Origin of the sequence: Prevotella sp. P2-180, assembly GCF_002251435.1 — a bacterium.
Taxonomy (GTDB): domain Bacteria; phylum Bacteroidota; class Bacteroidia; order Bacteroidales; family Bacteroidaceae; genus Prevotella.
Map to the genome: position 1 here is coordinate 163,938 of NZ_NPJI01000090.1, position 21,557 is coordinate 185,494.

Here is a 21,557-nt window from a genome sequence, read left to right on the forward strand (position 1 = left end):
TAAATAGGTTATTTGGTTCAATGCTGCAAAATTAATAATAAGTATCGAAATATCCAAGGAAAATGTGGAAAAAGTGTTGATAACCCCGTGAATAACCCTGTTGATAACCTGTGTAGACTTATCCACATATTCACACCAAGAGGCTTAGAAAGCATGATTATTGGGTTATCAACATGGTTATTAGAAAGTTTTTTGTGAGATTTCAACAGATTTTTGATGAAAAAAGATATAAACTTATTAATTTTGCACCGAAATAGCAAATTGTGGATAACTCATAGACTTCTCTATGTGTCAGACATATAGTTTCAACACTATGTGTAGATAACTCTTCATCACGTGTTGACAACAAATTATGCAAGAAAACATGGAAATAGTTTTTCACATATTCACACCATATCATACTTAAAATTTTATTTTTAAAAAAAGAAAAAAGAAAAGATAATAAAAATAATATTGTGATGATAAAAGAAGAATGGAAACAAAAAGGGTTTATTGACGAACCTGTAGCTGAGGGTATCGACCTGAAAGCTGAAATAAGGCGAATGTGCAAGGAGAAAAACGCTGTCATTCTCGCCCACTATTACACGCGTGGAGAAATACAGGAAGTGGCCGACTTCATAGGCGACTCACTGGCCTTGGCGAGAAAGGCTGCCGATACCGACGCAAAGATAATACTTATGTGTGGAGTTCATTTCATGGCCGAGACTTGCAAGATTCTCAGTCCTTCGAAACTCGTGCTTGCTCCCGACATCAATGCCGGTTGCTCACTTGCCGACTCTTGCCGTGCCGAAGACTTGCGCAAGTATAAGGAAGAGCATCCTGGCTACAAGGTGGTAAGCTATGTAAACACCACGGCTGCCGTGAAGGCTCTCACTGATGTTGTGGTGACAAGTGGAAATGCCGAGAAGATTGTGGCATCGTTTCCGCAAGACGAGAAGATGATATTTGGTCCAGACTACAACCTGGGTTCATATATAAATAGTGTCACTGGCCGCAATATGTTGCTTTGGCAGGGAGGATGCCATGTGCATGAGCGTTTTTCAGTGGCTGAGATTGCCCGACTTAAGCAGGAGCATCCCGAGGCCTTGGTGCTTGCCCATCCTGAATGTAAGGGACCGGTGCTTGCTGCTGCTGACGTGGTAGGCTCCACCGCTGTGCTTCTGAAGTATGCTGTGGAGAATCCTGACAAAGAGTATATCGTTGCCACCGAAGCCGGCATACTCCACGAGATGGAGCGTTGCTGTCCCGACACCAAGTTCTATCCGGTGCCGCCGGAAGTGAGCGAGGGTGGGGCAGGGTGCAGCTGCAACGAGTGCGACTACATGAAGATGAACACTCTTCTGAAGATGTACAACGCACTGAAGTATGAATGGCCATCGGTGGATGTTGATCCGGAAGTGGCTCGCGAGGCAGTGAAACCTATAGAGCGTATGCTTGAGCTGAGCAAATAAAAATAAAGCGATGCGGGAAACTATTCTCAGGTTTCCCGCATCGTTGTGAATACCTAATTACCTTATCTCCTTACGTGAAAAGTTTAATTTTATCTGTCATCTGTCACCATTCTGTTCTAATATATTAATATACAATAGTTTAATGCGGTGACAGACAGGTGACAGACGATTTCCTCTGTCACCAACATAATTAATCAATAACGGGCTGTATCACGACCGTTCCACAGTTGGTATCACGACTGTTCCACAGTTATGGAACACTTGTTACACCAGTCATGGAACGACCGTCCCAACAGCTGTTCAAAATTCCAGCAATACAGACGTATCATCTGCTCCACCACTGCCTTCTCTTACTCTATACGAGTATTATTTATTGTATTATCCATTTATACCATACATTGTTTCAAGTATTCTTATTCCGCTCTCTGTCCGGAAGATGTTCTTGCGAACAGCACGTATGGCATTCGGGGATTCTTCGTCCTCAAACAGATTTACAAGTAAGTCTGCCTCAATTAGTATCTGATAATCCAAATCTTCGCATATATGGTAAGTGTGATGATGGCCGACGAGCCAACAGATGCGTTCAATCTGACGGTCGGTAAAACCGCCGAGTCGCGTTAGCATCTCACGGGCTACGGCAGGACCTTCCTGTTCTTGAAGTTTGCCGTTCTGATGTCCATATTTCTTTTCACTCGCCCTTATTCCAATGTCATGAACGAGGGCTGCGCTTTCAAGTATGAACAGCGTATCCTCGTCCAGCCCCTCGCATTTGCCGATCATCGAGGCGTAGGCATGAACTTTAGTAGTATGCTGTATGCGTTTCGGGTCGCCATTGTTATAGTCAATCATGGCGAGAGCCAATTCTTCAATTTTATTCATCTTCAAATCTTTATTCAATCCGGTTGTTGTCCATCGTGGGCTTTCCATGCACATTCTGTCAGCTTCATGTCGGTGAAGATTGCCTTGAAAGACGACTGTTCCGGAGAGCAGGCGTATATGCCAAACCGAATTTTGCCTCCACCCTGATGCATGTGGCATACTCGCATCTGTGTGAAGCGCACTCCGTCTTGAGAGCACTCGATGCAATAGTCGTCCTCTCTGCGCGAGAGCCTGTACCACATTGTCTTTACTTGGGCGGGAATGGCAGTTGTCGCCCAATCAGAATATCCGTTGTTGGTCACTACGCTTCCCAAATGCTGAAACTCTTCGTTTTCATACTCTACACTGCCCTTTAGCCAGTTGTCGCTGTCGAGGTAAAGGACTATGCCACATTGGTCGAAGCGATGGTGGCTTTCAGTGAAATCGGTCTTCACGATGAAACTGAAAAATTTCTCCTCTGTCTCCATCTGGAAAACAGGTGCGTTGTCGTTGCGGAAATGATAATAGGTGCGTTGCCAAAGGTCGGTGCAAGGTTTGGTTACCACCTCGATGGTGTCGCCCTTGATGACGCAACTCTCTGGTTGTCGTGTCCATTTGAAATTGTTAATGTCCAGAGTTGTTGTGAATGCCTTATCCGAACGAACTACATTGGTGTCGGCATTTGCCTGGCAAGGAAACAGGCCCGACAGCATAGCAAAGATGCCCATGGTTATCAGTTTTTTCATTGTTGTGTAATATTCTTATTATCCTTTTTTATATATGTGTGCAAAGTTACAATAGATTCGTCAAAAACCATGCAAAAAAAAGCGTTTTTTTTTGTTTTGTTTGGCGATATGGCATCTTTTCTGTAATTTTGTCGCAGTTTTTGCGAAGATAACAGAATGTGATGGCAAGAAACTTGAATAAAGAATGTATAAAAAAGGATTACGGATATGATTGACGAGATTATAGAATTTAACAAGACGTTCGTAGCGGAGAAGGGCTACGAGAAATATATCACAGACAAGTATCCTGACAAGAAATTGGCAGTGTTGTCTTGTATGGACACCCGACTGACCGAACTTCTTCCTGCAGCGCTTGGATTGAAGAACGGCGATGCAAAGATAATAAAGAATGCAGGAGGACTGGTTATTTCGGCTTTCGACTCAGCCATGCGCAGCCTGATTGTTGCCATCTATGAGTTGGGAGTGGAGGAAATAATGGTTGTCGCCCATTCTCATTGCGGAGCCTGTCACATGAGTTTCGACCATTTCCGCCATGAAATGATAGCCCGTGGAGTGACTGACGAAACACTTGGCACCATCGAAAAATGCGGAATAGACTTGCATCACTGGCTTGAGGGATTCAAAGACACTCCCACATCGGTGAAAAAGACAGTGGAGACAATCAAGACCCATCCGCTTGTGCCAAAGGACATTGCGGTTCGTGGATTTATCATTGATTCTGAAACAGGAGAGTTGGAGGAAGTTTTGAAGAGTTGACAAATCAGATCGTCTCTCTACAAAGATTCATCATAGCCAACCGGTCGCATTTGTTTTTGCACTTCGCTATATACATAGCCGTAGTGTTTGAGATATTGTTTTATTTCCTGCGGTTCGCGCCCAAAGGCATAGCAGAGGGATTCAAGTGAGTCGTACTCTTCATCTCTCAGAAGCATGTTGATGCTCGACACGAGTATGTGTGGATCTTGTGGCAGATATTCCATAATAATGTGACTTTTATGGGTTCAACAGTTTTGAGTAAGCCATCTCACGATACAGATGCCTTAGGGCAGCAATGGGATGATAGATAATCATTCTTGGTCCCGACCATCGCATTACCATTTTGATACGCTCTTTCATCTCTGGTCGATAGCAATGCACAGGACATTTCTTGCAGGTTGGCTTATACTCACCATATCGGCATCTGTCAAGTCGTCTGAGGGCATAGTCCAACAGCTCCTTGCAGTTTGGGCATAGTTTGTCGTTGCCTTCGCGCTTCAGGCAATACAGGCGTATCATCTGCTCCACCACCGCCTTTTCTTCCTCTATACGAGTGTGTTTCATTTGTCAATCTTTATATTCCATAAGTATGTCGCAACGCTCGTAGGCATTGCCTTGTAAATCCATAACGGCCTTGCCTAACTGATGGCCTATGTGCTTGCCTTGATGATGATGAGAAACTGCCATTTTGGCCAGTTCATAGGATTGCTTCTCAGGGTGATGTTTCAGAGCGCAACAGCCTACTACCTCACCATCGTCAGTGATGGCAAGAAAAATCTGTCCGCCTTTTTCCACTATATCGTCAACATGCGAGAAAGTCTCAATATCAGAGGCTTCAATCTTGAGGTATGACTCTATCCACTCCCTGTTTAGGCGAATGAAATCATTTCTGTATTCCGACTTATAGGTTTCGATGCGTACTCTTGTGGGCGAAGAAAATACTTCTTTCATTTTACTTTCATTTTTATCCAAATTGACCGCGGAATCATCTGCCAGAAGAAGACAAGCAGACGATAGAGCCAGTTGATGGTGATTACTTGTTTGCGCCTCTCTATTCCATCCACTATACTTACGGCAACCTTTCTTGCGTCGAGTTGCATGGGGAAATTGCTGCCCTCAATCAATGGTGTCTTGACAAATCCGGGTCGTATATCCGTGATGTGAATATTGCGTATTTTTCTGATACTCGTCAATTGGCACAGACATTCGAGATAATGGCTGGTGAATCGTTTTGAGGCGGAATATGCCGGTGCGGCTCCGAGGCCTTTTGTTCGTGATATGGAACTGATGACAGCTATTTGTCCATCCGTTTCGGGACGCTGTTCAAAATAGCGGAAGGCTTCGCCTACAAGTTTTGCCATACCAAGACAGTCGGTTTCGATGGTGGTCAACTCCTTGTTGGCTTCAAGAGCCGTATTCTGGTATCCTATGCCAGAACTATGGAAATACAAGTCCATGCCTCCCAACTTGCCGATGAGTTTGTGCAGACCGTCAACAGCCTCAGGGGTATTGACATCAATCACCTCGTATGCCACGACACCGTCTATTTCGCCCGACATTTTTGCGAGAATGTCTTCCCGTCTTCCAGCCACACCGATGCGCCATCCCCGCCTTGCAAGGATTAGTGTCACCTCATAGCCAATGCCCGAGGTGGCTCCCATCACGATAGCTGATTGTTTGTTATCCATAATTATGGTGTCTTTTTGATAGTTTTGTGCAAAATGTGTCTTGTGACATTTTTATGCACGAACCTTAGTTTATTCGCTACATTTTTATGCATGAACTTTCGCTTTCTTACTGCACTTTTATGCATGAATATTGTTGGCAAAGTTAATCAAAATATTCAATATATGGAATAATTCCTTGTGATATTTACGGGAATTTAACAGAGACTTATGATATTACAACTCCGCGGATTCAACTAGCAAGTGCAAATTTACAACATTTTTTTGTAAAAGCACTCATTAGGAGTTGAGAAATTGAGTTTTCCCTTGGTCTTGTGTTAATTATCTGCATAATCTTAGTTATTTGTTGCTGACTGATGTTCGAAAAGCAAGTATTCTTTGGATTGTATTACCTAATGAGCCCATTTACATTCTTGCCCTTATTCAGTTTTCTCATGAACAGCATATTGGTGCTTCTCTCAGTGAGTGTGACAATTGCTCCATGCCCATTCTTTCCTACTATTGTGTCCATCTCGAAGTCTCCGAAACGCCTGCTGTCAGCTTCTACAGGACGTTCACTGATGCTGATACGATTAGGTATGGATATTCGTTTGCGGTATACAACATTACGTTGAGCCGTTTCCCAAATATAATGCCCATTGTGTCCACTATTACGCTTTATTTCGCGTGAAATGGTGGATGGACTGACATTTATTGCCTTGGCAATGTCTTTTTTCTTCGTTCCGTTTTGGAGTAAGATAAAAATTGTGTACCTTTGCTCCGAGGTTAATTGTTTGTACATAAGCAATGCAAAATTAATTAATCTTTGGGAGACAGCGGTCTCCCTTTTTATTTTTTTAGCATTGCTAGTTGAATTTTCTTCTGATGGGGGCTTCTCGCCCCCAACCCCCTCGGTGTTTTCTGGTATTAGATTATTTATTCTCATCTACCAGAAAATAGCAGTTCTATGTTGAACTTGCGTTGTGGCGAGGGCTGGCATTGGTCAGCCCACAACCGTTGTTAATAATGAGATTTGAATGTGATTTAAAAAACAGGGTTACGTCGGACTGGTGCCGGCTTCGTTCTACTAGTCATAATAGAGCTTGCGGCAAGGTTTATTGGTGCTCCCGACAGAAGATTACAAAACAGATAGTGGGCGAAAACCGATGCAACAACATCAGCTTTCGCCCACTAAACGGGGGAATTGTCAAAGAAAATTAAAATTGAGCTTTTTCCAAAACGTAGATATTACATCGGTTTAGGAATAAACTCAACCTTAGTAGTGTTTATATATTAGAAGGATTAGATAATCTGAGTTAAACGGTCTGCAAATAAATTGTCCAGCACAACTGATTGATTGACAATGCCGGCGTGTTCACCTCGGGCAACGCCCATCGTCGTAATCATCACCAACTGAATGCTGTGCGTCTTATTGTGCATCTTGCTTGCGGCAAAAGCCTCTATCTTATTCAAGAAATCTTCTTCATCGGTTTTCGTTATGGCGTATTTACCACCAGTGAACTTCATTTCACAAAGATAGTCCGTCCTGTCGGCCTTACTTTCCAGCAGCAAGTCAATCTGAGCCCCCTTTCCGTCGGGACTTTTCCCACTCCAACAATAATTCCGGTTAATGGAGGCTATACGCAGGGTGTCTTGGATTTGGGGCAAGTGTTCCACACAAAGCAGTTCAAAGGTATCTCCAGCCCATGTGTAGAAAGTGGGAGTGCCGTGAATGGAATTCCATATTCCCTTCTTCGCCTGTTTGCCTTGTATGAAACGCAAATAGAAAAGTGAAAAGAAGTCAATCAACTGATAGACCGTCTCCACACGTTCCTTGCCATAGCGTGGATATGCCCTGATGATGCCTGACTCCATAAGGTTTTCAAGCAACTTAGTCAGCGTTCCACCAGTCTTGACATCTATGGCTGTGCTGATCTCTTTCTGGGTCATGCCATAAAACTGTCTTCCCAGAACTTTGACAATGTCCACATATCTCTCCTTGCTGGCATAAAGACCGGCAAATACATCAAGGAATTCCTGATGTATCTTCTCGTCAGCAAAGAATATACGGTCTATGTTTTCCGTGATGGTCTGACTGTTGCGTAGTTTGTCAAGATAAAATGGGACACCTCCCAATGCCATGTAGCAGATACACATCTCATATCGGGACAGACGGAATCCGTTTCGTCGGTAATACTTCTGGCATTCGGCCAATGTGAAGGGTGCAAGTTTGATGGTCTCTGTAAGTCGCCCGTGCAGACCTCCGTAATCGCGTATGACATTGTCAAGCATCCAGCTCGTGGCTGAACCGCACACTACCAAAATGATGTTTCTCTGACTGTCTGCCCATGAGTTCCAGAAATAGCCGAGTTCCGAAATCATCTCGGACGACTGAGGACCGGCCAACCAAGGCAACTCATCAATAAGGATGACCTTCCGACGGGAGCGTATGCCTTCAAGCAGCCTTCGCAGAAGCAAGAAGGCTTCACGCCAGCATGTAGGTCTTTCGGTCGTAGCGGCATCCAACCCTGACAATATCAATGAATCGTAGAAATGATCCAGTTGCAGTTTACGGTAAGTCTCGTAATTCTTGTCCCCGTCCTTTACGTATGTTCCGACGGCAGAAAAGACAATCTTACTTCCATACACTTCACTGACCAGATACGACTTGCCGATGCGTCTGCGCCCATAGATGGCGACAAACTCAGATTTTTTGGACTTGTACAAGCGTTCGAGCGTGGATATTTCCATTTCTCTGCCTATGATATTGGGGTACTTCATGCTGAACTGTTTTTATTGCTCTGCAAAAGTACAATTTTTATTTCAGACTCATGCATCTTTTGCTTAAAAATCAGCGAAAACGAGAAAATATTTTTGATTTTCGCTGATTTTTAAACATAAGATCTACTCAAAATGGAAATGATAGTCACCCTTATCTGGCTCGTCTATCACGATGTTCCCCATATCAGGCTGAAACTTGAAATTGCGGATGCTATCAAGTTCAATGTCTTTCATTACGTCTGGAAACATCCTCTTAATGAAGATGGCGCGTACTTCGCCCGTGTAGTTTTTCTTGCTGCCCAACCTCTCGGCTATATTCCAGACAAAGTGACGTAGGTCAAGAGTGGTAAGAGTGGACTTTAACCTGATGGGTACAGGTGTATGCTGCCAGTCATCGGCCCACTTCCTGATTGCATCACAGAGTTTTTCCAATCCAATGGGCAAATATCAGATTCATTGCCATAAATATAATTCCTGCAACGCCCCATAGCAATAGTTCTACTCCGCTCATTGCATACCAGATGCTTTGCATGCCAAGGTATGAATAGGGTAGGAGGAGTACGGAGGTAATAAATCCAGGAACATAACTTTGCAGAATGATGGCCTGTATGATGTGAACTAACTGATGGAAAGAGAAGGCAATGAAGAGGGCAGACCATATTTCCATACAGTAGTTGCCTTGAATGAACACATAACAAGTACAAAGAATGAGGATGACAAATTCTTCCATAGCTGCTATGACGAATGATTGTGTGTCAAGAGAAGACAGATACTTGAATAATGGTTTTAGTCTTGGGTATTTGTCTTCAAAGATATGGCGATGAGATAGTATCCAACGATGTTGTACTATTGCTTCCTCCGCATCATGCAAAATGAATGCGAGCGGAAATGGAAGGGCTAAATATAATATACTTAATGCGCTCATATTGTTGGTGTTCAGAAATTGACAACCGATGTGTCAGAATTGAGCAACCGCGTCTTTCCCACTTGGCGTGCGCCGTTGACGATAAGTGTTTTATGCCGTGGATTATTCTTCCATTCCAACAATTGCTTGTAAGCTTTTCTTTCCATTGTTTACATTTTTATGCACGAACTTTAGTTTATTCGCTACATTTTTATGCATGAACTTTCGCTTTCTTGCTGCACTTTTATGCATGAATATTTTTGGCAAAGTTAATCAAAATATTCAATATATGGAATAATTCCTTGTGATATTTACGGGAATTTAACAGAGACTTATGATATTACAACTCCACTCGTGTTACGAACAGTATGTGACATTGTTATGAAATAGTACGTTTTTGTGACGAATGGATTGCCGATAGTTTTTTGTTCAACCTTTTACATTAATAAATATTCTTCTGTATGAGCAAAGATTTGGCAATGCATTGTCACTTACCTTTAATATAATATGTATGGTCTTGCCTCGTGCTTCCCCGGGAATTAGAATGCGCGTTTTCTCTGTGTTATGGCTTTCTAATAGCAAATTTCCTTTGTAGGAGGATGGTTCTTTGTAAAACTGCCACACAAATGACAGAGGATTATCATCCGGATCAAAACTGTTCTCAGCATTCAGACATATTTCTTTGCCAGCCTTAGCTGAAACTATAATAATACGTCGTGACTTGTCATTCCCAATGACAGCCACAGGATGATGATTGGCATCAGAATACTTATTTGTCACTGTCCATGCCATTCGGGCCATAAAGTCATTATGAATATCATCAGTCCAGATGTTTATTGCCCTGCCTCCCTCCTCTGAAGCGCCATACATCAAATAAGGAGCATATTGCATTTCGTCCAAATTGTTTTTCCTGACCCAATCCATGCTTTCGATATTCTCCTTCCGAATACAGGAGAATCGGCCTCCCCAACCACCATAGTCGATGTGTTCTGGGCAGTTGAGGCCATTATTAATGCAATATAAAAATGAGGGGGAATCACCTTCAGTGGCCCATATTCTCGAAGCATACACCTTTCCCAACGGACCTACCTCTTGTACATGTTTCCTATACCATTCATCATTCTTAGGCCAACCATATACACTCTTGTTACGAATGTAAATTAGCTTAGGATAATTCTTCGCTATCCACGCTCCGGCATCATCCTGCCCGAGAATGTCATACACTCTCAGTTTGCTTACAAATTTATCAACATCTTTCGGAGAGCGAGTATGACTTACTTTCCATAAAGCCTGTGCCAGTGTATTCATTCCCGACCATGCCGCAATCCACAACGGACGGGCATCATTTTTGTCCACTGCTTTGATAATCCATTCCGACCCCTCGGAGTCTTTACCTTCTCCCACACAAGCCATTGCCGCTTGAGGTTGTCCTGTTTTTACCATCTCCCGGATAACGTTTGCGTCAGGATACCGTTTGTCATGAACAATCAGGTTGGGTAATACATCTTCATATGCGTCAATCACGCCATTGATAATGCTATCAGCGCCAGTGCCGTATGGCACCCAAGCGTGTTGAGAAATAATGCCTTCCAGGTCAACATCATTCAGCATCACCATAAGATGTACTAACGACTGAATATCGTCGGGGTCAGAACCTCCGATATCTGTCGTAACAATCAATCTCGTATTACTCTGTGCTAATACAGGATATATTGCGACTAACTGCACAATAATAAAAAAGATCTTTTTCATGTCATCATAAAATTACTTCTATCATTTTACGGCTGGTATGTGTATGCTAACATTTTTCTTATCATCTACAAAGGTACATAAATTCTATCACATAGAGGAATAGATAGTTATAAATAATCGTTAATATTTAACGACACTCCCTAATTATGGTATCTTTTAATAATTGTGTGCAAAAGGTTCTCAATTATCTGACAATCTCCTTTTGGGCATTTATCCATCCCGAAATGCCAGAGTTGAGTTCAATCACTTTATAGCCGTTTTCTACAAGTATTCCGGCAGCCTTCTTGCTTCTTCTTCCGCTACGGCAATATAGCGCAATGGTTTTGTCCTTGGGCAGGAGGGATGTTGCTTTGGTCGTGAAGTCGTCTTTCATCACGTCGATGTTTATAGCCTTGGCAATGTGTCCACTTGCATATTCGTCGATGGAACGAACGTCAAGCCTTACTACCGTTGTGTCAGAAATCACTTTCTCGAAAGCGTCAACGTCGAGGCTTTCGAATTTCTCTTGTTGTGCAGTACATCCCAAAAGGTTGCACAATACTGCAGAGATAATCATAAAAATCTTTCTCATAATGTTATAGTACGTCTTATTTCGGCAAAGATAATAAAAATACTATATATTTAGATATGTATAGTGTGATATTTACGGGAATTTAACAAAGGGAACAGCTCAAATCGGGTTGCAGTCTTACATAAAGTAAAGACCATACAGCGGAAAGCAACAAAAAATATCGTACGTTTGATTTCTATTACAAAAAAGTCATCCTCTGCCAATGCGAGAGGATGACCTTCTATTGTTTGTTTTTGACGAGAAAAGACTACTTGCACTGAATCTTAATCATAATGAAAGAGTAAGGGGCAAGTTCGAGTGTCATGTTTTTCTTTACCTTTATCTGTGTTGTTACAGGAGCAATGGGCTGAGAATCGAAATTGTTTTCGTCTTCAGGCTGTCCGCTCAGGGTAACTTGTGTTGCAAGAGGCTTCATTCCGCTGAAACGCGAGAGGTTTACCTTTGCTGTCTTAGTATTTGCAGTGGCGTTGCAGATCTTCACAAACAGTTCGCGGGTCTTTGTGTTAAGTACCACGCTCTGCTCCTGAAGTAAGCCTTCGCCTTCCGATTTGTCAGGATTGTCGATTGTCACGCAGTTGCCGTAGTAGTAGTTGCCTGCCGACTCGCCAAACATCTTCTGTACATAATAGCTGCAAGTGGGATATACGCGTGAGTTGTCGTAGTATATGAGGTCAGGATTCCACTGTGTACCGTTTTTGCGGGCAAGCAGCGGTGCGTATGATGTCATACATACAACATCTCCGTTACGCTCTATATGTAGTAGGTAAAGGGCCTCAGACAGGGCATCGATGAGTTTTTTGTCCTTTGCGGCATATTCGCCAAGGTACACCTTGGTCTTGCGGTCGCGTGGATAGCTGTCATATTGGCGCGATTTTTGGAAGTATTCGCGTGGCTCGTAGTAGTGTTCGTCAAGAATAGGCATTGCCAGTTCTTCTGCTATTCTCCAACCATTGTCGTAGTCTGGATTGCCTTTGTGTGAACCAGGTCCTGCTGTGCCTACGATAATGATTTCAGGATGAGCCTTTGTCACACGCTCGTAGATATACTTGAAACGCTCTTCGAATTCTGGAGAAATGCGCTCCTCGTTGCCTATGCCAAGATATTTGAGGTTGAATGGAGCTGGATGGCCTGCTTCTGCACGCACTTTTCCCCATTTGGTGTCCACACCGCCGTTTGCCCATTCGATGAGGTCGAGAGCCTCTTCAACCCATTCGTCCATCTGTGCCATGGCAATGGTGTCTTGAGCTTGGTTTTTCATTCCCCAACCTCCGTTTGTGCCTTGACAGCTTACACCACATGGAAGTATTGGCAGTGGCTCCATGCCCATGTCTTCGCAGAGCTGGAAATACTCGTGATAACCTATTTCCATCGACTGGTGGTAGCCCCATGTGTTCTTCAATTGCTTACGCTGATGTTTCGGGCCTACGGTATTTTTCCAACGATATGTGTTCCAAAAACCATCTCCACCGCCGTGTACTACACATCCTCCGGGGAAACGCATGAAGCGAGGACGAATGGCCTCAAGTGTCTCGGCAAGGTCTTTGCGTATGCCGTGACCATGATATGTGTCTTGTGGCATGAGCGACACTTGGTCGACGTCCATCACGCCTGTTTTGAGTGCGAGTATCTGAAGCACTGCTGTGTTACAGTCTTTTGTGGCTGTGATGGTGGCTGAATACTGTTTCCACTGGTTGCCGCTAACGGTTACCGTGGCTTCTCCCAGAACGTTCGGGTCCTTGCCCCATCCTGTTGGTTCGGCAATGACGATGCGTACAGGCTTGTCGTCTCCTTCCACATTGCGTGCGAAGAAAGAGAAATCGTACTTGTCACCAGCCTTGATTGTCATAGCGTCGAATCCATCGTTCTGAATACCGAAACCTGTCCATCCGGTATAGTCATAGTAATGACCTACACGCTCGATGTTTAGTCGCATGTAGTTTGGATTGTTTGGATGAAGCGGTTGCTGCTGCTTTGCTTCGAGGAAGCCTAAGGAATGTCCTGGGCGTATGGTGCGCCATGCTGTACCAGGACCCCAACCGTCGTGGTCGGAAGGAGAATACTCGAACGATCCGTTTTGAACGAGTTGTGCGTTAAGTCCGCCGTCGGCAGAATTGTTGATGTCCTCGAAGAAAATACCGATAAGTTGGTCACTTATCTGCTTGCCTCCAGACGGGGCTTTCATTTGCTTCTGGGCTGAGACACCCAGTGCTGAAGCCAACAATAGGGCTCCGAATAAATAACGTTTGTTCATTATAATATTAGTTTTAGTTAGTAAATGTCTTATTGAAAAGGTTGGCGGCTGCCGTTCGTAATAGAATTGCAGCCGCCTGAAGAGAGGTGTTACCTTATATATAATAAGGTGGGATAGGGTCTTATTCTTCTTCCTTAATCTTGCGGCCCATAGTGCGGAAGGCGATAGGAGCTGCAATGAAGATGGAAGAGCAAGTACCGAAGACAACACCGAGAATCATCGCAAACGAGAAGCTGCGGATGCTGTCGCCACCAAGGATGAAGATGCAAAGTAGCACTATCAATGTGGTAACAGAGGTGTTGATGGTACGTGCCAAGGTCTGGTTCAGCGAGTCGTTGAACAGTTGCTGGCGGTCACGCTTCGGGAAGAGGTTAAAGTTCTCGCGGATACGGTCGAACACCACCACCTTGTCGTTGATAGAATAACCGATAACGGTAAGTATGGCACCGATGAATGTCTGGTCGATTTCGAGCGACATTGGAACGAAGCCCCATAATGCCGAATAGATACCAATAACGATGAGTGTGTCGAGAGCCAAGGCGATGGTAGAACCCCATGAGTAAGCAATGTTGCGGAAGCGGATGAGGATATAGAGGAAAATGGCTATCAATGCGAAGATAACGCTTATGATAGCACCATGTGTGATATCCTTAGCCACAGAAGGACCCACCTTTGTGCTGCTGATGATTGATCCACCTTCGCGTACGTCAGGATTCTTGAAGGCTTCAACGCTCTTCTGTGTCACGAGACCTGCGCTTGACATGGCCTTGTAGAGAATGTTTTCACACTCGTCGTCGACGTTAGGATTGTTTGACTCAATCTTATAGTTGGTTGACACGCGGATGGTCTTGCCGTCAGTACCGAGGGCGATGGCGCTCACATTGGCGTCGCCGAAGGCACCCTGAAGGGCTGTACGAACATCCTCAGGCTCAACGGCCTTCTCAAGTTTCACAACATAGTTGCGACCACCGGTGAAGTCGATGCTCTTGCTCAGTCCGCGGGTGGCGAGACATACGATGAGCAGAACAGCAGCAATACCCCAGATGGTGAAGGTCCTCTTGTAGATGCCCATGAAGTTGAACTTCGTGTTCTGCATAAGGTTCTTGGAGAAACCTGTAGAGAAGGTGAGGTTGAGCCACTTGTCCTTGTTCATGCGGTTCTCGTATACCAGACGTGTGAGGTAAACGGCTGTGAAGAACGAGCAGAAGATACCGATGATAAGAGTGGTGGCGAAACCGCGGATAGGACCTGTACCGAAGGCGTAAAGTATGAAACCTGTGATGATAGATGTCAAGTTAGAGTCGAAGATGGCCGAGAAAGCGTTGGCATAACCTTTCTTTATGGCTTCGCGAACGTTTGAACCTGCTCTAAGCTCTTCCTTGGTACGCTCATAGATAAGCACGTTGGCATCGACTGCCATACCGAGCGAGAGCACGATACCAGCGATACCTGGCATTGTAAGGGCGGCCTGGAACGAGGTGAGGATGCCGAGAGTGAAGAAGAGGTTGAAGATAAGTGCGATGTTGGCCATCATACCTGGGATGACGCCATAGAGGCAGAGCATGTAGATCATCAGGAGGATGAATGCCACGATGAACGACATCACACCTTGCTGTATTGACTGTGCACCGAGTGACGGACCAACCACTTCTTCCTGCACGATACGAGTAGGAGCTGGCATCTTACCAGAGTTGAGCGTGTTGGCGAGGTCCTTGGTGTCCTCGATGGTGAAGTTACCTGAGATTTCTGAGTTACCGCCAGAGATTTCACCATTTACGCGAGGTGCGCTATAAACAGAGTTGTCGAGCACGATGGCAATGGCGCGGTTGATGTTCATCTTTGTGAGTTGAGCCCAGCGGCGTGCACCGTCGCTGTTCATCTGCATTGATACGTTAGGCTGTCCATACTGTGAGAAGCCATCCTTGGCAGATGTGATTACGTCTCCTTCCAGTGGAGCGCGGCCAGAAGGCTCGGTCACCTTGATGGCATGGAGTTCATATACCTGACCCTTTGTGTCGAAATCGGCAGGCTTGGCGCTCCATAAGAGCTTAAGGTCAGACGGAAGCACTTGGCGTGCTATTTCAGAATAGATGACTTTGTTAACATCGGCTGTATCGCGTGCCATGGCATAACCTACAGTACTCAGTCCTTGACCCTGTACAGGCTGGAATACAGAGAACAGAGGGTTCTGCTTCTTTAATGCCTCCGCGCTCTTGTCGGTGCTGGCTTCTGTCTTCTTCAGCTTTGCAAGTGCAGAAGATTCAGCCTTTGCAGTATCAGCCTTTGCAGTATCAGCAACAGCCTCAGTAGTCTTTGTAGAATCAGCAGTAGCCTCTTCTACGTTGCCTGCTGCATAGCGCTGGTTGAGCTGAGCGAGCAGAGGAACGATTTCCTGACTGTTGTATGTCTCCCAGAACTCAAGGTTGGCGCTTCCCTGAAGGAGCTTGCGCACACGCTCAGGCTCTTTGATACCAGGCATTTCCACCATGATACGTCCAGACTGTCCTTCGAGCTTTTGTATGTTAGGCTGAACAACACCGAACTTGTCGATACGGTTGCGCACTACGAGGAAAGAGTTGTCAACAGCCGACTGTACTTCAGCCCTTACGGCAGCCTCCACTTCAGAGTCGCTGCTTTGTGTGTTCACCTTTCCCTTCATCTGCTGTGTTGCAAAAACCTCAGCAAGACGATGGCCTGGAGCATTCTGCTTGTAGTACTTGATGAAGAGTGAGACGAAGTCAGCCTGGCTGGTCTCTTCTTCTTTCTTAGCCTGCTCCATAGACTTTGTGAAGGCAGCGTCGGTTTTGTGGTCAGCCAGAACGGCAACAACGTCGGGCACCGACACTTCGAGGATTACATTCATACCGCCCTTCAGGTCAAGTCCGAGGCCGATTTCCATTTCACGGCACTGCTTAAGCGAATAAGCGCCGAGATACACTTTCTCGTTCATGATTGAGTCGAGGTATTCCTGTCCAGCCTCTTCACCCATCGCAGCCGCCTTGTTTTCATAGTGGCGTGTGACGAACGAGAAGGACAGATAGAATACGCACACCAGAATCAGGACAAGTGCGATAAACTTTACAATTCCTTTGTTTTGCATTTTTTTATTATTATATTTTTAATTTATTATTGTCAAGCTATTGTCGAAAAAAGCATGCAAATATAATGATTTTTTTACAATTTAAAAAATAAAAACAAGATTTTCTCAATTTTTTTATGGTTTATAGTTGAATTTAAGCCAACAATATATGGGATAATGGTCTGATGCGAGGATTTTGTTGTCCACTCGACAGTTGTATGGTGTGAAATGGCTGGAACATAAAATGTTGTCGATACGTACGTTAAAACCTTTCTGATTATATGACAAACCGGGACCATTTGCTGTCTCTATATAGCAGTCTGTGAGACCATCGGCTACGGTGCGGTGTGTGTAGGATATGGGGCTGTCGTTGAAGTCTCCGCATACTATTATAGGGTAGTCGGGATGACTTTTTATATAGTTAGCCACCGCCCTTGCCTGGGGAGCTCTCAGCTTTGCGGCATTTGCCAGTTTGCCTGCAATGTATTGTGTTTCCTTTTTTACCGTGTCTCTTTCTATGTCTCCATGAAACATTTGTTTATAGCGTGTCTTGTCATCGTTTGTCAGATGGTTGCTCTCAAAGTGGTTGTTTATGACTATCACGGTTTTTCCGTTGACATTGAGCCAACATGCAATGCTTCCGTTACGTTTTGACTCGTAGTCAATGCGTTCGGTCTTAATAATCTTGTATTTTGAATATACGCTCACGGCGTTCATTTTCATATCTCCCACTTCAAGTCTTGAGCTATATTGGTAGATGCTGTCGAGATGCACCTTTGGGTTTAGCCATTGTCCGAGATCTTCCTGTATACACAATATGTCGGCCTTGCTGTTTTTCACGTAGTTCATTGTTGTTTCAAATGAATTGTCCACGCCTTTGTCGTATACGTATCCATGTACGTTGAACGACAATACTTTCATACATCCTATTGGAGTGTCGTGAGGAATATTAAATGGTATGTATTTCCTTATCGGCACATAACACATTATGAATCCGATGATGGGAATGAATATCATTCTTTTGCATACTATTAGCCATACCATAAGAAATCCGAGATTTATCAGCAACATTACAGGAAAAGCAAGCCCTATTGTGGCTGCTAACGGATGTACTGATGGATTTATGTAGTCGGAATATCCCACTGCAAGCATTACGACAATAGTGGCGATGTTTGCCCCTGCCACTATGTTTCTGGCAATCAGTTTTATTTTGCTTATCATTGTTTTTCTTATCCGTTGCTGCTGTCGAAGAGTTTTTGCTTTTCTTCTTTTGTCAGACTATCATATCCACTTCGGCGTATTTTGTCGAGTATGCGGTCAATTTCTTCCTGGTTTTGCTTTTTCCTTGCATTAAATTCCCAGTCGTCTTCCCTGTCGTTGGTGCCGCCTTTGTGTACTTTCATTTTTGGCTGGCTTCTCTTTTCGAAGTTTTCCTTAAGCCTGTCAAAAAACTGTCGTCCGTTGCTTCTTCCGTATCCAGCTGTGGGATGGTTGTTCCAATATCGTATCATGAGATATCCGAAAAGCATACCTCCAAGATGTGCCATGTGGGCAACATTGTCTCCAGAAGAGCTCATGGCAGAGAAGAGATCTATAGCCACGTAGAACATCACAAACCATTTTGCCTTGATCGGGATGGGCAGTGGGAAGATGAATATGCGCTCGTTGGGGAATATCATTCCGAAGGCGAGAAGTATGGCATACACAGCTCCAGAGGCTCCAATGGTGGTCCATCCGTTGAGTTGTGTAGATAGCTGATGTCCAATGGCGAACAGTTCGCCGAATCCAACTGTCGGGTCTTGTGCTGAGATGGTGAAATAGAAGGAGAAGAATTGGGCAATCTCCTGCATTATGCCAGCTCCCACTCCGCATGAAATGTAATAAAATAAGAATTTCTTAGGTCCCCAAACATTTTCTATCACAACACCAAACATCCAGAGTGCAAACATGTTGAAGAGAATATGTGTGAAACCAGAATGCAAAAACATGTATGTCAATAACTGCCATACCTGAAAATCGGCAGCCATAAAAAAGTGCAATCCCAATAGGTCGTTGAGGTCTAATCCTCTGAGTTGCAATATCCATGTTGCCACGAATGCTATGATATTGACCAACAATAGATTTTTGGTCACAACAGGAATGTTTCTCATAATCAATTTACCTTTCTATTATTAATAATCATCTTTATGGCCGCAAAATTACTAAAAATCTTCGTCAATTCATACAAAAAAAGGCATGTATAAGAAGAAAATTAGAGAAAAAACTATTTTTTTTTCTTTTTTTGTTTGAATTGTGAATTCTTTACCCTATATTTGCGTACGAAAAGTACAGAAATCATTTTATATAACAACAAATAACTTATTAAAATTATGAACAAGACAGAATTAGTTGAAAAAATCGCCTTAGGTTCAGGTCTTTCTAAGGAAGCATCGAAAAAGGCTCTTGATGCTACAGTGGCAGCCATAAAGGAGGCTTTGGTTGCTGGTGACAAGGTGGCACTTGTTGGTTTCGGTACATTCAGTGTAACTGAGCGTCCTGCCCGTGAGGGTGTGAATCCGTTGACTAAAGAGAAAATCCAGATTGAGGCAAAGAAGAGTGCAAAGTTCAAGGCTGGTGCAGAACTGGCTGATGCCTTGAATTAATATTGTAAAAAAATATTTTACTCTACTACTGCAAGTGGGTAAAGAAGTATAAAGGAGATAAGAGGAGATTACGTTTATCTCCTTTATCTCCTTTTTTATACTCTTTTTCTACCTTATAGTTTTATGAAGCATCAGGGCTGCTTGCCGATGTAGGCAAGTATACCACCGTCTACATAGAGTATGTGGCCGTTCACAAAGTCTGATGCGTCTGAAGCCAAGAATACAGCTGGACCCATAAGGTCGTCGGGTGTACCCCAACGTGCGGCTGGAGTCTTTGAGATGATGAAACGATCAAACGGATGGCGGCTGCCGTCGGGTTGTATCTCGCGCAGTGGAGCAGTTTGTGGTGTAGCTATATAGCCAGGGCCAATACCATTGCACTGTATGTTGTGTTCACCAAACTCAGAGCAGATGTTGCGTGTGAGCATTTTCAGTCCGCCCTTTGCTGCAGCGTATGCCGAAACGGTCTCGCGTCCGAGTTCGCTCATCATTGAGCAGATATTGATAATCTTTCCGTGTCCTTTCTTTATCATTCCTGGAATGACAGCTTTCGACACGATAAAAGGAGCGTTGAGGTCGATATCTATAACCTTACGGAAGTCTTCTACCGACATATCAGTCATAGGTATACGTTTGATGATACCAGCGTTGTTAACAAGTATGTCTATGGTTCCAAGTTCTTTTTCTATGTCTGCCACCATAGCCTTTACTTGTTCTTCGTCGGTCACGTCGCAGATATATCCCTTAGCCTCAATACCTTTTGCCTTATAGTCAGCGAGTGCTTGGTCGAGGTGTTCCTGACCGCGGCAGTTGAATGCTATTTTTGCTCCTGCCAGTGCGTATGCCTCGGCAATGGCGAAGCCGATACCGTAGGCTGCTCCTGTCACGAGGGCCACCTTGCCCTCAAGTGAGAATCTTTTGCTGAATGTATCCATGTGTAGTTTATATTTCGAATATTTTCAACTCCTTAACTACTTCAAGTCAGTGATTAGCGAGAAGTCTTGGTCGCCGTAGTCGAGGTTTTCTCCACCCATACCCCAAATAAAGGTGTAGTTGTGGGTTGCGGCTGCAGAGTGGATGCTCCATTCTGGTGAGAGTACAGCCTGGTCGCCCTTCATCCAGATGTGGCGTGTCTCGTCCACTTCTCCCATAAAATGGCATACAGCCTGGTCTTGTGGCACCTCGAAGTAGAAGTATGCTTCCATTCGGCGGCTGTGTACGTGTGCCGGCATGGTATTCCATACGCTGCCAGTTGCAAGTTCAGTCATACCCATCTGTAGCTGACAAGTGGGCAGAACCTGTGATACGAGCATCTTGTTGATGTTTCTCTCGTTGCTCATTTCGAGCGAGCCCATGTGAGCCACTATAGCGTCTTCCTTTGTCACCTTGCGGCAAGGATATTCTTTGTGGGCAGTGGTGCTATTGAAGTAGAACTTTGCCGGACAATCAGGATTGGTGCTGCTGAATATCACGTCACGGTCACCTCTTCCGATATATAGAGCTTCCTTAAATCCGAGAGTGAAAGTCTCATCTCCCACTTTTATTGTTCCTTCACCCTGGCCAACGTTAAAAATACCGATTTCGCGTCGTGTGGTGAAGAAATCAGCTTTCAGGGGGTCGATAGCCTCGAGCTTCAGAGCCTCGTTAACAGGCATTGCTCCACCAACCACCATTCTGTCATACATAGAGTAAACCATGTTTACTTCGTCGGCAGCGAACACTTTCTCAATAAGAAAGTCGCGGCGGATGCGTGCTGTATCATAGTTTTTTGCATCCTGTGGGTGTGCTGCATAGCGCACTTCATAATTTGTTTTCATATATAATTTGTTTGTTTATATTGATTTGCTTGCACAAAGGTACTTAAAGTTTATTGAAAATCAAAATATAATACGCATTTTCTTTGCTTTTTACTTATTTTTAAGAAAAGAAAAAGGCTGCACGACTATCGTACAGCCTTTTCTTGGAGTTGGACCAACGGGACTCGAACCCATAATGACAGAACCAAAACCTGTAGTGTTACCATTACACCATGGTCCAATCCTATAAAATTTTGTGCAAAGGTAGTGGTTTTTTGTTCCACCACCAAATTTTTTTAGATATTT

Annotated in this window: 21 protein-coding genes, 1 tRNA gene and 1 pseudogene; 3 read left to right on the forward strand and 20 right to left on the reverse strand. The window is 44.2% G+C overall.

Features of this window, described 5'->3' with window-relative positions:
• Nucleotides 1-458 precede the first annotated feature (458 nt).
• Nucleotides 459-1,451, forward strand: a complete 993-nt coding sequence (gene nadA / locus CIK98_RS12805; RefSeq protein ID WP_094384819.1) for a quinolinate synthase NadA — start codon at nucleotides 459-461, stop codon at nucleotides 1,449-1,451.
• A gap of 378 nt (nucleotides 1,452-1,829) precedes the next feature.
• Here nadA and CIK98_RS12810 read toward each other — a convergent pair whose 3' ends face one another.
• Together CIK98_RS12810 and CIK98_RS12815 are read right to left on the reverse strand one after the other, a co-directional pair.
• The gene (locus CIK98_RS12810; protein ID WP_094384821.1) at nucleotides 1,830-2,330 is read right to left on the reverse strand and encodes an HD domain-containing protein; all 501 of its coding nucleotides are present in this window, start codon (nucleotides 2,328-2,330) and stop codon (nucleotides 1,830-1,832) included.
• A 14-nt stretch (nucleotides 2,331-2,344) separates the two neighbouring features.
• Entirely contained in the window at nucleotides 2,345-3,055 is a 711-nt protein-coding gene (locus CIK98_RS12815; RefSeq protein WP_253249729.1) for a DUF1349 domain-containing protein, read from the reverse strand.
• A 207-nt stretch (nucleotides 3,056-3,262) separates the two neighbouring features.
• Here CIK98_RS12815 and CIK98_RS12820 point away from each other — a divergent pair, with 207 nt between their 5' ends.
• A complete protein-coding gene (locus CIK98_RS12820) occupies nucleotides 3,263-3,811 on the forward strand; it encodes a carbonic anhydrase (RefSeq protein ID WP_094384823.1) in 549 nt (182 codons plus the stop codon).
• 17 nt (nucleotides 3,812-3,828) lie between these two features.
• On the opposite strand, the gene CIK98_RS12825 is transcribed toward CIK98_RS12820, so the two are convergent.
• The 15 genes and pseudogenes from CIK98_RS12825 to CIK98_RS12890 form a co-directional block, all read right to left on the reverse strand.
• A complete protein-coding gene (locus CIK98_RS12825) occupies nucleotides 3,829-4,035 on the reverse strand; it encodes a DUF4250 domain-containing protein (RefSeq protein WP_094384825.1) in 207 nt (68 codons plus the stop codon).
• A gap of 13 nt (nucleotides 4,036-4,048) precedes the next feature.
• The gene (locus CIK98_RS12830) at nucleotides 4,049-4,375 is read right to left on the reverse strand and encodes a nitrous oxide-stimulated promoter family protein (RefSeq protein WP_094384827.1); all 327 of its coding nucleotides are present in this window, start codon (nucleotides 4,373-4,375) and stop codon (nucleotides 4,049-4,051) included.
• Between the two features lie 3 nt (nucleotides 4,376-4,378).
• A complete protein-coding gene (locus tag CIK98_RS12835; RefSeq protein ID WP_094384829.1) occupies nucleotides 4,379-4,762 on the reverse strand; it encodes a GNAT family N-acetyltransferase in 384 nt (127 codons plus the stop codon).
• Nucleotides 4,759-5,499, reverse strand: a complete 741-nt coding sequence (locus CIK98_RS12840; RefSeq protein ID WP_094384831.1) for an SDR family NAD(P)-dependent oxidoreductase — start codon at nucleotides 5,497-5,499, stop codon at nucleotides 4,759-4,761. The genes CIK98_RS12835 and CIK98_RS12840 overlap by 4 nt, the downstream gene beginning before the upstream one ends.
• 248 nt (nucleotides 5,500-5,747) lie before the next feature.
• Nucleotides 5,748-6,277: pseudogene (locus CIK98_RS12845) on the reverse strand (transposase).
• Between the two features lie 500 nt (nucleotides 6,278-6,777).
• On the reverse strand, nucleotides 6,778-8,256 hold the full coding sequence (locus CIK98_RS12850) for an ATP-binding protein (protein WP_094384833.1): 1,479 nt from the start codon (nucleotides 8,254-8,256) through the stop codon (nucleotides 6,778-6,780).
• Nucleotides 8,257-8,379: 123 nt separating this feature from the next.
• Nucleotides 8,380-8,688, reverse strand: a complete 309-nt coding sequence (locus CIK98_RS12855; RefSeq protein WP_094384835.1) for a hypothetical protein — start codon at nucleotides 8,686-8,688, stop codon at nucleotides 8,380-8,382.
• Entirely contained in the window at nucleotides 8,672-9,181 is a 510-nt protein-coding gene (locus CIK98_RS12860; RefSeq protein WP_094384837.1) for an HXXEE domain-containing protein, read from the reverse strand. Before CIK98_RS12860 ends, CIK98_RS12855 begins: the two co-directional genes overlap by 17 nt.
• Before the next feature lie 11 nt (nucleotides 9,182-9,192).
• Complete coding sequence (locus CIK98_RS18955) at nucleotides 9,193-9,327, reverse strand: hypothetical protein (RefSeq protein WP_256387777.1); 135 nt, start codon at nucleotides 9,325-9,327, stop codon at nucleotides 9,193-9,195.
• 262 nt (nucleotides 9,328-9,589) lie between these two features.
• The gene (locus tag CIK98_RS12865; RefSeq protein WP_253249731.1) at nucleotides 9,590-10,912 is read right to left on the reverse strand and encodes a nucleoside hydrolase-like domain-containing protein; all 1,323 of its coding nucleotides are present in this window, start codon (nucleotides 10,910-10,912) and stop codon (nucleotides 9,590-9,592) included.
• Between the two features lie 184 nt (nucleotides 10,913-11,096).
• Nucleotides 11,097-11,483, reverse strand: a complete 387-nt coding sequence (locus CIK98_RS12870) for a rhodanese-like domain-containing protein (RefSeq protein ID WP_094384839.1) — start codon at nucleotides 11,481-11,483, stop codon at nucleotides 11,097-11,099.
• 247 nt (nucleotides 11,484-11,730) lie between these two features.
• Nucleotides 11,731-13,734 carry an alpha-L-arabinofuranosidase C-terminal domain-containing protein gene (locus CIK98_RS12875; protein WP_094384841.1) on the reverse strand — a complete coding sequence of 668 codons (2,004 nt, stop codon included), beginning with the start codon at nucleotides 13,732-13,734 and terminating at the stop codon, nucleotides 11,731-11,733.
• A gap of 121 nt (nucleotides 13,735-13,855) precedes the next feature.
• Complete coding sequence (gene secDF / locus CIK98_RS12880; protein ID WP_094384843.1) at nucleotides 13,856-16,834, reverse strand: protein translocase subunit SecDF; 2,979 nt, start codon at nucleotides 16,832-16,834, stop codon at nucleotides 13,856-13,858.
• A 114-nt stretch (nucleotides 16,835-16,948) separates the two neighbouring features.
• Entirely contained in the window at nucleotides 16,949-18,034 is a 1,086-nt protein-coding gene (locus CIK98_RS12885) for an endonuclease/exonuclease/phosphatase family protein (protein WP_094384845.1), read from the reverse strand.
• A gap of 8 nt (nucleotides 18,035-18,042) precedes the next feature.
• Nucleotides 18,043-18,963: a rhomboid family intramembrane serine protease gene (locus tag CIK98_RS12890; RefSeq protein WP_094384847.1), complete on the reverse strand. Its 921-nt coding sequence runs from the start codon at nucleotides 18,961-18,963 to the stop codon at nucleotides 18,043-18,045.
• A gap of 219 nt (nucleotides 18,964-19,182) precedes the next feature.
• Between CIK98_RS12890 and CIK98_RS12895 the strand changes: the two genes are divergently transcribed.
• Nucleotides 19,183-19,455 carry an HU family DNA-binding protein gene (locus tag CIK98_RS12895; RefSeq protein WP_094384849.1) on the forward strand — a complete coding sequence of 91 codons (273 nt, stop codon included), beginning with the start codon at nucleotides 19,183-19,185 and terminating at the stop codon, nucleotides 19,453-19,455.
• 131 nt (nucleotides 19,456-19,586) lie between these two features.
• Here the strand turns inward: CIK98_RS12895 and CIK98_RS12900 are convergent, their stop codons facing one another.
• From CIK98_RS12900 to CIK98_RS12910, 3 genes are all read right to left on the reverse strand, one after another.
• Nucleotides 19,587-20,390, reverse strand: coding sequence for a gluconate 5-dehydrogenase (locus CIK98_RS12900; RefSeq protein ID WP_094384851.1), 804 nt, complete (start codon nucleotides 20,388-20,390; stop codon nucleotides 19,587-19,589).
• Between the two features lie 36 nt (nucleotides 20,391-20,426).
• Nucleotides 20,427-21,272 carry a 5-dehydro-4-deoxy-D-glucuronate isomerase gene (gene kduI, locus CIK98_RS12905; protein WP_094384854.1) on the reverse strand — a complete coding sequence of 282 codons (846 nt, stop codon included), beginning with the start codon at nucleotides 21,270-21,272 and terminating at the stop codon, nucleotides 20,427-20,429.
• A 149-nt stretch (nucleotides 21,273-21,421) separates the two neighbouring features.
• Nucleotides 21,422-21,492 (reverse strand) — tRNA-Gln (locus CIK98_RS12910).
• Nucleotides 21,493-21,557: the final 65 nt, after the last annotated feature.